This window comes from Epilithonimonas hispanica (assembly GCF_003385395.1).
GTDB classification, from domain to species: Bacteria; Bacteroidota; Bacteroidia; order Flavobacteriales; family Weeksellaceae; genus Epilithonimonas; species Epilithonimonas hispanica.
Map to the genome: position 1 here is coordinate 105,075 of NZ_QNUG01000008.1, position 12,455 is coordinate 117,529.

Genomic DNA, 12,455 nt, shown 5'->3' on the forward strand with positions numbered 1-12,455 from the left:
AAATTATTTATCTAAGAAAGAAGATTTTCTTCAGAATTTGAATCAATACTTCTTTTTTACTGTTAGAAACTATAGGATATTTGTAAGCTATAGCACCAAATCGTTCATTGAATTTTGCAACGTTTTCTACATCACTTCCCATAAAATCAAAATCTTGATCTGCAATAGTTTTTTTTAAGTAATTATCAATAACTATAGATGGAATATTGGTGTTTGATAAAGGGTTTTTATTAACGAAAAGACTGAGATAATGATTGGTTTTACCACAATACAAACCAGCCATAGATTCTATTTGATTTTTATATTCTAGGATCTCAATATTCATAAGTTTTTGCTCATACAAAGTTTGCATCAAATCAAAATAAATGCTGGCATCTTCCTTTTTTTTGATTCCTTTCATATTTTCCACAAAAAATGCCCTGTCTTCAGATTTTAAACTATTGCGAAATATGATATTGTTTTCCAAATCACCAATTATCCTTACATTTCTCCTTCTGTGGATACTATATCTTTTTTTGACTTCAGAATATTGATCTTTTGGAATAATGTAAGATTTTTTCAATCCAATATTTGAAACTTCATTATTTCCATTAAAAGCATAAAATAAAACAATGTAATTTTTTGTAAGATAATTATAGAATAGATTATTAATATATACAGAATCCTGATTGGAGAATATTCCCAATTGTTGACAAAGTTTTGGCATTAGAACAATTTTAAAACCAAATTTGACTATCAAAGGAACAGGCATTACAGCTTCATAATCATCATAAATGATTAATTCCCAACTTTTTTTTGTTACGATATCCAGAAATTCTCTTTGTGCATAATCCGAATTTTGTAAAGAATTTTCTATACAAGCATTATATTTATCAAAATCAATTTCGTGATATTTTAGTCGTTTTATCATTATAAAATCCCTTCTTCTTTGAAACTGTAAAATTTGTTTTGAGCAATGATGATGTGATCTAGCAATTCGATTTCTAATAATTTACCAGCTTCGTCTATTTTTTTTGTGATATTAATATCTTCCGAACTTGGCTTCAAACTTCCTGCAGGATGATTATGAGCAACGATAATTCTTGTAGAAAAATGTTCCAAGGCTGTTTTAAAAATCACTCTTACATCTGCAACAGAACTTGCAATTCCACCTCGGAAAAGGCAGGTTTTATAGAGGATTTTATTCTGATGATTAAGGAAAACCGCCCAGAATTCTTCTGTTGAAAGATCAGAAAGATGCGGTTGTAAAACTTCGAAAACATCTTTACTGCTTGATATTTGGTGTCTTTCAAGAACTTCCTGCTGAGATTTTCTATTCCCGATTTCCAAAGCTGTTGCAATAGAAATGGCTTTTGCCTCGCCTACTCCTTTGAATTTCATTAAGTCTTTTATTGATAATTGACTCAATCTGTGCCAATTATTTTCCACCGAATTCAGAATTCTTCTTGCTAATTCCACAGCGGATTCATCCCTATTTCCACTTCCCATAATGATAGCCAACAGTTCCGAATCCGAAACTGAAGCTTTTCCTTTCAACAGGAATTTTTCTCTTGGGCGGTCATCTTCCGCAAGGGATTTGATACTCAAAGTTTTACTTGTTATTAATTTTAGCAAAAATCAATCATCATCTATAAACTATCAATTATAAATTCATAATCTGTCCGTCTTTCATTACCAGTTTTCTATCCGTACTTTCCGCTAATACAGGATTATGCGTTACAATCACAAAAGTCTGATGGTACTTGTCTCTCAAATCGAAAAACAATTGATGAAGCGCATCTGCATTTTTGGAATCGAGGTTTCCGGTTGGTTCATCCGCAAAAATAATCTTCGGAGAATTGATTAACGCTCTTGCAACCGCAACTCTTTGCGCTTCTCCTCCAGACAATTCCGAAGGTTTATGATGCAATCTGCTTGCGATATTAAGGTCTTCAAATAAATAATGTGCTTTATCAATCACTTCTTTTTCAGCAATTCCACCGATTCTTGAAGGCAACAAAACATTTTCCAAAGCTGTAAATTCTGGTAAAAGCTGATGATTCTGAAAAACAAAACCGATATTTCTATTTCGGAATTTGGACAATTCTTTATCTTTCATTTTCAAATAAGAATTGCCATCCAAAGTTATTTCAGTTCCATATTTTTCAATATCAGAAGGATTATCCAGCGTTCCCAAAATCTGAAGTAAGGTAGATTTTCCAGCTCCGGATTCTCCAACAATAGAAACAACTTCACTTGATTTTATATGAATATCAACACCTTTTAGAACTTCCAGAGTTCCGTAAGATTTGTGTATGTTTTTTGCTCGAATCATAGTTTGTTTTTGCTTATGGCAAATTGCTTTTAGCTTTTTATAATCAATATATTAAAATCACAAAAGTCACAAAAATTTCTTTGTTTTCTAGCTTTTCAAAAGTCTAAAAAAGATTAAAATAATTTAATTTCTTTTGTGTCTTTTGTAGTTTCATAAACTTGAATCTTTTGCCTTTTTTCTTGTCTCTTAAATTTTCGTCAATTTAGCGAATTTCAAGATAAGGTTCTTCTCGCCTTCGTTGGCAAAAATTACTTTAGCCTTGATATTCTGAGAATCAGTTCCATCCAAGAATTCCACTTTTCCTACACCAAAACGGTCGTGTCTTACCATATCTCCCACTTCTATATCTTGCGAAGATTGTCCTGCAGGATTGATAATTCTTGCAGTTGCAACAGGTTTCAATGTTTTTTTCGGAGGTGGAACATTGGCATTTCTTTCCAAGGTTTTTTTCTCCTCTTTCTTTTTATAAAATCTAGGTTCTGATGGCGTATCATCAAATATATTAGAATCCAATCCGGAACGATTGATAAACTTCAGTTCGGCGACAGGATTTATCATTTCGACATATTTCGCATCTATTTCGCTTAAAAATCTTGATGGTTCTGCATCGGTGATTTTCCCCCATTGAAATCTGGAAACTGCATAAGTGAAAAACACTTGTTTCTCGGCTCTAGTCAAAGCTACATAAAACAAACGTCTTTCCTCTTCCAATTCTTCTCTTGTAGACGAACTCATGAAACTTGGAAAAAGATTCTCTTCCAAACCAACTAAATGAACTACTGGAAACTCCAAACCTTTTGACAAGTGGATTGTCATCAATGAAACTTTATTATCATCATCTTCTTTATCATTTTGAGTATCAGAAGAAAGCGCAATATTCTCCATAAAGTTGGACAAACTAGGGTCACCATCTTCAATTTGAGTCTGTTCATCAATAAAACCTTGCATCGAGTTCAGCAATTCCTGAATATTCTCAACTCTGGAAATTCCTTCTGGCGTTGCATCTTCTTTTAATAATTTGATAAGTCCGCTTCGTTTTGCCACTTCCATCGCAACATCGTACACATTATCTGTTTTCAGCATTACCTGGAACGCTTTTATCATGGCCCAGAAATCTCCTAATTTGGTAATGATTCCATTATTAAGACCTAACTGAGATGCATAAAATCCAAGATTATCTAGAACTTGAGAAATCGAAAGATTATGAGAATCTGCAAAGACAACCAACTTGTTTTGAGTGGTTTCTCCAATTCCTCTTGCCGGATAATTGATAATTCTAGACAAAGCTTCGGAGTCATTTTCATTGACCAAAATCCTAAGATAAGCTACCAAATCTTTCACTTCTTTCCTTTGGTAAAAAGACAAACCTCCATAAACTTTGTATGGGATATTCTTCTTTCTAAGCGCGTCTTCAAAAGCTCTCGTTTGAGAATTAGTCCTATAAAGAATCGCAAAATCCGAAAAATGACGCTGTTGCGTGTTATGCAATTCGAAGATATTAGCTGAAACGAAATTGGCTTCATCTGCATCAGAAAGACTTCTATAAACTTTGATTTTATCGCCTACTTCATTCTCGCTAAAAACATTTTTCTTGAACTGCTGTAAGTTTTTAGAAATCACAACATTCGCCGCATCTACAATATTCTGCGTTGAGCGGTAATTCTGTTCCAAAGAAACTGTAACAGCATCAGGATAATCCTTTTTGAAATTCAGAATGTTATGAATATTAGCGCCACGGAAAGAATAAATGGATTGTGCATCATCTCCAACCACACAGATATTTTCAAACTTAGACGCTAAAGCTTTGACAATCAAATACTGAGAATGGTTTGTATCTTGATACTCATCTACCAAAATATATCGAAATCTGTCTTGATATCTTGCTAAAACTTCAGGAAAACGAGTTAATAATTCGTTGGTTTTCAACAACAAGTCATCAAAATCCATTGCACCATTTTTGAAACAAGCTTCTACATATTTTTTGTAGATATTTCCCATATGTTTCATGTTCGCTTTCTCGTCAGCCTCCATTAATTCTGGATTGTTGAAATAAGCGTTGACAGTGATAAGATTATTTTTATACTGAGAAATTCTTGATAAAACTTTCTTAGCTTTATAAACTTCTGCATCTATACTCATATCCTTGATGACTTTTTTCATCACATTAAGAGCATCTTGCATATCATAAATTGTAAAATTGGAAGGATAACCAAGATGATGACCTTCGCTTCTCAAAATCCTAGCAAAAACCGAGTGAAAAGTTCCCATCCAAAGCGAACGCGCATTGCTGTCTCCTACGAGTTTTGCGATACGTTCTTTCATCTCCTTCGCCGCTTTGTTGGTAAAAGTCAAAGACAAAATATTGAAAGGGTCTACTCCATTCGTAATCAGATGCGCAATTCTCATCGTAAGCACTCGCGTTTTGCCAGAACCTGCTCCCGCTAAAACCATCAACGGCCCTTGCAAAGTCGTAACTGCTTCTAACTGAGGCTCATTCAATCCTTTCAGATAATCCATTCTATTCTCAAAATTTTAAGATAACAAAAATAGAGATTTTTAAGCAATTTATCATTGCATCCGAGTTTGAAATTCGGGTATTAATAGGTATTTTTGCTTTGGCAAAAATAAGCTATTATGCCTGCTAAAATCTAAATCTAAAGTAAAAACCAACGCATTGAAAACTAATCACATTAAAGAAGAATTTCTCTCTTTTTTCAAATTAAAACCATCACCCAGAAGCTGGCACATCCCTTTCTTGGCAGGTCTTGCAGTGGGAATCCCATTGATATTTGGTTATTTTTTAGGTGATATAAAATCTGCTCTTACAGCAAGTTTGGCAGGTTTGGTTATTATTTACATCCCAACAAGCAATGATTTTATCGAAACGATGATGAAAATGTTTGTCTGTTCTTTTGGGATGATTATTTCGTACGGTTTGGGGTTGACGTTTAGTTTTAATCTTTGGATTGCATCATTGGTTTTCGGGATATTTTCGGCAATCGCTTATTATATAGCAAGATATTTTAATCTGAAACCACCGGGAAGTTTTTTCTTTATCATGATGGCATCCATGGCAATCGGACTCCCACATAATTTAGAACTCATCCCTAGACGCATCGGTATTTTCACAATCGGAACAGTTAACGCTTGTCTTATCTGCCTAATATACAGTTTTTTAAACTCAAAAAAAGAAACAAACAAAAACCTTACAACTTTCCACATCAATCCTTACGTGAATCTTGTAGAATCCTTTATTATTGGGATTTGTATGCTGGTTTCGGTTTTCATTGGCAAGTTTTTCAACCTTGATTATCCTTATTGGATTCCAATTTCTAGTTTGGCAGTTTTACAGGGCGTGAATCAATACCACATCTGGAAACGCGGCCTGCACAGGATTATTGGAACAACTATTGGGCTTGGAATTGCTTGGTTGATTTTCTCATACATCACTTCTCCGCTTTTGATTTGTTTTTGCATCATCTCTCTTCAAATCATAGTAGAAATGCTGATTACAAGACATTATGCATTAGCAGTAATGTTTTTAACTCCAATGGGAATCCTACTCGCAGAAACAGGAAGTTCTACTTCACTCAATCCCGATTATCTTTTAAAAATGAGACTATTAGAAATTTTAATCGGCAGTACTATTGGCTGTATTGGCGGTTGGTTTTTGTATAATGAAAGAATCAGGTTCAGTTCTATAAAGAATTTGAAAAAATCAAAAATTGCTCTGAGCAAAAGTTTTCAAAGAGACAAGTAAATCGACTAAACAATCTCCGCTGTTATTCCCAGTATTATCAATATTGCAATGACAATTAAAATAATATTAGAATTTGCTAATTCTCGACATTTTTTTCTATTCAGTTTTACAGTTTCAAAAATCATTGCTCCAAACCAAGCTAGAATAATTACAACAGCCAAAATAGCAAGTCCTATTTGACCATCTAGTGCCGCGACTAACAAAATACCACAAGTTGCAACTGTTGTAACAACCAGAATAACAATTCTTACAATGCTATGAACTAAAACATTTTGTTTTGGTTTCGAGATATTATTGTTTTCGTTTTTATCACTTTTAATATCAAATAATTCGTTCAGTTCTTCGTTCATATTACTTCTGTTTTTGATATAATTTGATGAAAAAAGCAGTCAATCCAGCAAATCCTAAAACTTGTAACATAGATGCTATTTTATAAACATTTTCAGAAAAACCAAAGCGTGGAAAAATGTATATCAGTTGAGTTAAAGTAATGATTGATAAAGAAATAACAGCAACTAAAGTATGATTTTTCATCTAAATACTTTTATTAATTAATGTTTCAACTAATATCGATATTTTTTTTGAAATGTTGTCTTTCGAATAGTTATTAAAATCGAATTTCAGATTTCTAACTTCTGAAAATTGAGCTTGCAAGTCTGGTTGTTCTTTAATAATAAATTCTAAATCAGATTCATAAGTTCCTGGAAAAATAGCTGGTTTTGCATATTTTATCGCATCACCAATATTGCCACTTATTTTAGTTTTTCCGTAGATTTCTTTGATAGAGAAAAACTCTGTTTCTTTCTGAATTGGACAATATAAAACATCGGCTTTTTTCATCCAATCATCAAAAATAGACTGTTTTATTTTTTTATCAAAATACTGAATTTTAATAAATTGAGGAAGTTTAATTAAAATTAGCTTTAGACTTTCTAATTCTTTTCCAGAAGCTTTTCCAAGGAAAATAATTTCATAATTGATTCCAATATTTTCAAATTTCAGCAACTTTTCAAAAAAAGAATCGTAGTCTCTTCTATGTTGCGAAACCGCACCTGGAATCACAATTTTTATGGTTTCTTTTTCAAAATTTTGAGAGTCAAATTGATTAAAATAAATTGGTAAAAACTTCATACCCGTTTTCTTTGACATCAATTCATCAATTCCTAAAAGATAATTGGATTTCTGATAAACTTTCGAAGCTTCTAGAAGTCCTTCTTTAAGGAATAATTTCAGACGATATTTAAAATCTTTTTTGAAAATACTTTTGAATAATTCCCACTTCGAAGCTTTGATAAAATTATGATTATGAACAAGAATTGCTGTATTGAATTTTTGCACAATCGCTTTGTAGAAAATAAAATGACGATGAACAGTTCCAATAATGATCAAATCGTATTTTTTCTTATCTAGAATTTCCAAAAGTTGAGAATAGTCTGTCAGAAAAACATTTTTCTCATGAATGTTCAAGAATTTAAAAATCTTTTTGGAAAAGTAAAAATCTACAGAAGCTCTATCAAAACCTTTAGTCAATTCATAGAAATTATTCGCTAATTCCGCATGTGTATCTAGTTCTATATAAGCGATTTTTTTCAAAGTGATAATCTAGTATTTTGTTTTTTTAAACTCTAATTTCTAACAAATATGCAATTTGCAATTTTACGAAAATCTAGATTTACCAGATGAGTTATTAAGGAAAAAGTGTTTCTTTAAGAAGATAAAGATTTAGAATAATGATAATTCCACTAATAATCCAGGCTAATATTTTGAGCCACATTTTATTAGCAAACTCTCCCATTTTAGCTTTACTTCCAGTGAACATAACGAGTGGTACAACTGCAAAACTCAATTGCATTGATAATATTACTTGACTGAAAACCAACAATTCGGCCGTTCCCTTTTCCCCATAAAGAATCGAAATAATCAAAGCCGGGATAATGGCAATTAATCTTGTTATTAACCTTCTGACCCAAGGTTTTAGTCTGATATTCAAAAAACCTTCCATTACAATCTGACCCGCTAAAGTTCCTGTCAATGTAGAATTCTGTCCAGAAGCTAACAATGCAATTCCGAAGAAAATACTCGCCAAAGTTGTTCCCAAAAGTGGGGTCAACAACATATAAGCATCATTGATATCTGCAACATCTTTGTTTCCTGAAGTATGGAAAGTTGCAGCAGAAATAATCAAAATAGCTGCATTAATGAAAAATGCTAACATCAAAGATAAACTACTGTCCCAACTTGCAAACTTCAAAGCTTCTTTTTTACCTTCAGTCGTTCTAGGATAATTTCTGGTTTGAACAATGCTACTATGCAAATATAGATTATGAGGCATTACTGTAGCACCTAAAATCCCGATTGCAATGTAAAGCATTGATGGATTGGTAACGATTTCTTTCTTAGGAATTAATCCTTCCAAAAGTGGAAAAATATCCGGTTTACTTAGAATTATTTCATAAAAGAAAGAGGCAAAAATTACAAATATCAATCCTCCAACAATGCTTTCTATATATCGGAAACCTCTCGATTGTAAGAATAAAATTAGAAAAACATCTATTACAGTTATTACGACTCCCACACTCAACGGGATTCCAAATAAGAGATTAAGAGCAATCGCAGAACCGATAACTTCTGCCAAATCACAAGCTGCAATTGCAATCTCACAAAAAATCCAAAGAACAAAATTGACACTTGGGTGAAAATGATCTTTACAAGCCTGTGCTAAATCACGTTCCGCAACAACACCTAGCTTCACAGACAAATGTTGTAAAACTATCGCAAATAGATTCGAAATTAAAATAACAGAAAGTAGTGTATAGCCAAACTGCGCTCCACCAGCAATATCAGTCGCCCAGTTTCCCGGATCCATATAACCGACTGCCACAAGCAATCCAGGCCCAACATAAGCCATAAACTTTTTCCAAGAACTTGCATTTGCCGGAACATTGATACTAGAGAAAACCTCATGAAGAGAGTTTGAACTTTTATCTTTTCTCCAGCCTTTGTTGATATCAGAGTTATTCAAATAATTATTATTGTTAGATTAGACTAACAAATCTAATAATACTTTTCTTAACTCGCAATAAGCCAATAAAAAAACTGCCAAAATTTGGCAGTTTATTTTTATTCGAAATTATTATTTTTACTTTACAAATCTTATAGCAGTTTTTCTGTCAGATTCTCTTTCTTTATCTGTAGCTTCGGCAGGAACTTTGGCAAACTTGGAGCCATAGCCTTCTGCTTCTGTAACTTGAGTAGAATTAATAGAAGACTTCACGACATTTGCTCTATCAGCAGATAATTTTAGATTTATAGCTTCATCACCTTTTTTATCAGTATATGCTCCGATTTTGATTTTAGCATCTGGAAACTCTGTAAGAATAGCCTTCAAATTATCCAATTGAACTTGAGAGTCTGGTGTTAAAACAGCTTTCCCAAATTCAAAATTAAGATTATCAAAATTGAACCATTTATCTTTCAATTGCGCTTCTGTAGCATTTTTATAATTATCAGATTTAAGGAAAGTTACGATTTGATCTTCGATTCCACCTTTGTAAGCTTGTAATGTTTTTCCACTTGGCAAGATAACAACTGTAGTTTCCTTGGTGACAACAACTGTATCATCTGCAGTATAGGTAGAATCTACAATTACTGTTGTAGAATCTGTTGTTGCAACAGGCGCTGGTTCTACTTTTTTATTACATTGTTTCCAGAAAAACCATCCTAAAAGTAATAACAATAATAGTGGTAACAACCATTTCCAGATACTTCCTCCAGAATCATTACTAGAAACAATCTCATGGGTAGTTCCGCTTCTTGTCACATCAATTTTCGGAGTTTCTACAACTGGAACATCTTGAACTTCATTAGCTGGTGTATTCGGTGGAATATTGATTTTTCCCTCGTCTGTTCCAAACCAATTCCCTAACCCCAAAGCTCCTAAACTAAATCCAGCAGGTAACAAGGAATAAAGAAAACCTTTCTGGTCATTCAAGAGATTTCCAAAAGAAGAGATATCAACATTATTATCATTGATATATTTCCCCAAACTTCCAGCAGTAGCTCCAGTAACAAGATTCAAAACTGAATTTGTAGAATCATTACTAATTCCTGCAAAATTGGACACAGAACTCGTTAGTGCAGCTTGTTTATCTCCGCCACCAAAAATCAAAGTGAGAATTTTTGAGATTAACGAATCACTACCTCCAATATTCCCAACAAGACTTGATAGTGCTCCAGAAGAACCAACTTCTTTCAAAGTTGTAAAAAGATCTGATTGCGCATTAGAATTAGCTAAACTACCAACAACGGCTGGTAATAATGCAGAAATAGCTTTCGAAATTCCTGACTCACTTTCTCCAAGTTGAGTAGCTGCTTGAGACACAACACTTGGTCCCAGCTGATCTTTAATAAGATCGATTAAATTAATTGACATAATAGTTTATTTTTTGTGATTGATATTTTTAATATTACCAAATATTAATCCACCTTATTTAATTATCAATAATTTTAATAAAACTTTAACAAAACTGTATTTAACTTTCAATATTTATTTTGGATAAATATCATCAATACAAATAAAAAAAATCCGAAGAAACTCTCCGGATTTAATGTATTTAGTAAAAATTCAAATTTAGTATGACTTAGCAAAAACCACTCTTTGTTTCGATGGTTTTCCTGATATTAATGAAATCCCATCCTCCAACTCATTATTCAAAGGAATACATCTGATTGTTGCTTTTGTTTCCTGTTTGATTTGTTCTTCTTCTTCTTCAGTTCCATCCCAATGCGCAAGGATGAATCCGCCTTTCTCTTCTAAAACTTGTTTGAACTCATCATAAGAGTCAACTTTTGTGATATTCTCTTCACGGAAAGTCAAAGCTTTGTTATAAATATCTTTTTGGATAGTTTGAAGCAATTCTTCGATATAGTTTTCTAAACCATCAATAGAAACTGATTCTTTCGTCAAATTATCTCTTCTAGCTAATTCAACAGTTTTGTTTTCCAAATCTCTTGGTCCCATTGCAATTCTCAAAGGAACACCTTTCAATTCGTATTCAGCGAATTTCCAACCTGGTTTGTTCTGAGTGTCATCATCAAACTTAACAGAAATTCCTTTTGCTCTTAATTTGGCTTGAATATCCAAAGCAACCTCACTGATTTGAGCCAATTGCTCTTCACCTTTGAAAATCGGAACAATTACCACCTGAATTGGTGCTAAAGTTGGAGGTAAAACCAAACCTAAATCATCTGAGTGAGTCATAATCAAGGCTCCCATTAATCTTGTAGAAGTTCCCCAAGAAGTTCCCCAAGCGTGCTCTATTTTCCCTTCTCTTGTTGTAAATTTAACATCGAAAGCTTTTCCGAAATTTTGCCCTAGAAAATGCGAAGTTCCAGCCTGCAAAGCTTTTCCGTCCTGCATCATAGCTTCGATACAATAAGTTTCATCCGCTCCAGCAAATCTTTCTGAAGGCGATTTGATTCCTCTGATAACCGGAATTGCCATAAAGTCTTCTGCAAATTTTGCATACACTTCAATCATTTTTTCAGTTTCTTCTACAGCTTCATCTTTTGTTGCATGAGCAGTATGTCCTTCTTGCCAAAGGAATTCGGCAGTTCTCAGGAATAATCTTGTTCTCATTTCCCATCTTACAACATTCGCCCATTGATTAATCAAAATCGGTAAATCTCTGTATGACTGGATCCAGTTTTTATAAGTATTCCAAATAATTGCTTCAGAAGTTGGACGCACGATTAGTTCTTCTTCCAATTTAGCCTCTGGGTCAACAATTAGTTTTCCTGGATTATCTGGATCATTTTTTAATCTATAATGTGTTACAACAGCACATTCTTTGGCAAAACCTTCGGCATTTTTTTCCTCTGCTTCAAACAGACTTTTGGGAACAAAAAGAGGGAAATAAGCGTTTTGATGTCCAGTTTCTTTGAACTTTTTATCCATCTCGTCACGCATTTTTTCCCAAATTGCATAACCATAAGGTTTGATAACCATACATCCTCTCACGCCAGAGTTCTCTGCTAAATCTGCTTTAACAACCAACTCATTATACCATTTGCTATAATCTTCTGCTCTCGATGTTAATTTTGCCATAAATTTTTTTGATATGATTTTAACTTTTTTAACTTTTCTCAATCTAAATAAAAAGCCTAATTTTACACGTATTTAATGGAATTTAAATGGTATAAGATTTGGTCTCATTTAAGAAATGCAAATATAGGAAACTTAATACTTCTCATAAAATGAAAAATATCAACAATACAAGCTTAACTCGTAGTGCATTATTAAATTAATTCAATTTTAAGTCTATTCATTTTTCTACTGAAAACAAAAACATTTACAAACTGAATGAAAGTTAATGCTGTTAT

11 protein-coding genes are annotated in these 12,455 nt (G+C 33.0%); 1 reads left to right on the forward strand and 10 read right to left on the reverse strand.

From position 1 onward, the window contains the following. Positions 1-7: 7 nt before the first annotated feature. The 4 genes from DRF58_RS05265 to DRF58_RS05280 all read right to left on the reverse strand — a co-directional run bounded on the left by DRF58_RS05265 (position 8) and on the right by DRF58_RS05280 (position 4,831). The gene (locus DRF58_RS05265; RefSeq protein WP_116033604.1) at positions 8-910 is read right to left on the reverse strand and encodes a hypothetical protein; all 903 of its coding nucleotides are present in this window, start codon (positions 908-910) and stop codon (positions 8-10) included. Further along, entirely contained in the window at positions 910-1,587 is a 678-nt protein-coding gene (gene radC, locus DRF58_RS05270; RefSeq protein ID WP_116033605.1) for a RadC family protein, read from the reverse strand. Before radC ends, DRF58_RS05265 begins: the two co-directional genes overlap by 1 nt. A gap of 55 nt (positions 1,588-1,642) precedes the next feature. Beyond that, complete coding sequence (locus tag DRF58_RS05275) at positions 1,643-2,314, reverse strand: ABC transporter ATP-binding protein (RefSeq protein WP_116033607.1); 672 nt, start codon at positions 2,312-2,314, stop codon at positions 1,643-1,645. A gap of 186 nt (positions 2,315-2,500) precedes the next feature. Further along, a complete protein-coding gene (locus DRF58_RS05280) occupies positions 2,501-4,831 on the reverse strand; it encodes an ATP-dependent helicase (RefSeq protein WP_116033608.1) in 2,331 nt (776 codons plus the stop codon). Between the two features lie 157 nt (positions 4,832-4,988). Between DRF58_RS05280 and DRF58_RS05285 the strand changes: the two genes are divergently transcribed. Next, positions 4,989-6,074, forward strand: coding sequence for an FUSC family protein (locus DRF58_RS05285; protein ID WP_116033610.1), 1,086 nt, complete (start codon positions 4,989-4,991; stop codon positions 6,072-6,074). A gap of 5 nt (positions 6,075-6,079) precedes the next feature. On the opposite strand, the gene DRF58_RS05290 is transcribed toward DRF58_RS05285, so the two are convergent. From DRF58_RS05290 to proS, 6 genes are all read right to left on the reverse strand, one after another. After that, a complete protein-coding gene (locus tag DRF58_RS05290) occupies positions 6,080-6,424 on the reverse strand; it encodes a hypothetical protein (RefSeq protein WP_116033612.1) in 345 nt (114 codons plus the stop codon). A 1-nt stretch (position 6,425) separates the two neighbouring features. Then, on the reverse strand, positions 6,426-6,608 hold the full coding sequence (locus DRF58_RS05295) for a hypothetical protein (RefSeq protein ID WP_116033613.1): 183 nt from the start codon (positions 6,606-6,608) through the stop codon (positions 6,426-6,428). After that, the gene (locus tag DRF58_RS05300) at positions 6,609-7,667 is read right to left on the reverse strand and encodes a hypothetical protein (RefSeq protein WP_116033615.1); all 1,059 of its coding nucleotides are present in this window, start codon (positions 7,665-7,667) and stop codon (positions 6,609-6,611) included. Positions 7,668-7,761: 94 nt separating this feature from the next. Next, positions 7,762-9,096, reverse strand: a complete 1,335-nt coding sequence (locus DRF58_RS05305; RefSeq protein WP_116033616.1) for an Nramp family divalent metal transporter — start codon at positions 9,094-9,096, stop codon at positions 7,762-7,764. A 117-nt stretch (positions 9,097-9,213) separates the two neighbouring features. Then, positions 9,214-10,506 (reverse strand): OmpA family protein, encoded by a 1,293-nt coding sequence (locus DRF58_RS05310; protein WP_116033618.1) that lies wholly within the window; start codon positions 10,504-10,506, stop codon positions 9,214-9,216. Positions 10,507-10,704: 198 nt separating this feature from the next. Continuing rightward, positions 10,705-12,180 carry a proline--tRNA ligase gene (gene proS / locus DRF58_RS05315; RefSeq protein WP_116033635.1) on the reverse strand — a complete coding sequence of 492 codons (1,476 nt, stop codon included), beginning with the start codon at positions 12,178-12,180 and terminating at the stop codon, positions 10,705-10,707. Positions 12,181-12,455 lie beyond the last annotated feature (275 nt).

Bases quoted from the DNA above. Each gene is read 5' to 3' on its own strand.
- DRF58_RS05290 (WP_116033612.1), bottom strand. From the start codon at position 6,424: ATGAACGAAGAACTGAACGAATTATTTGATATTAAAAGTGATAAAAAC.
- DRF58_RS05265 (WP_116033604.1), bottom strand. From the start codon at position 910: ATGATAAAACGACTAAAATATCACGAAATTGATTTTGATAAATATAAT.
- DRF58_RS05295 (WP_116033613.1), bottom strand. From the start codon at position 6,608: ATGAAAAATCATACTTTAGTTGCTGTTATTTCTTTATCAATCATTACT.
- DRF58_RS05310 (WP_116033618.1), bottom strand. From the start codon at position 10,506: ATGTCAATTAATTTAATCGATCTTATTAAAGATCAGCTGGGACCAAGT.
- DRF58_RS05280 (WP_116033608.1), bottom strand. From the start codon at position 4,831: ATGGATTATCTGAAAGGATTGAATGAGCCTCAGTTAGAAGCAGTTACG.
- DRF58_RS05275 (WP_116033607.1), bottom strand. From the start codon at position 2,314: ATGATTCGAGCAAAAAACATACACAAATCTTACGGAACTCTGGAAGTT.
- proS (WP_116033635.1), bottom strand. From the start codon at position 12,180: ATGGCAAAATTAACATCGAGAGCAGAAGATTATAGCAAATGGTATAAT.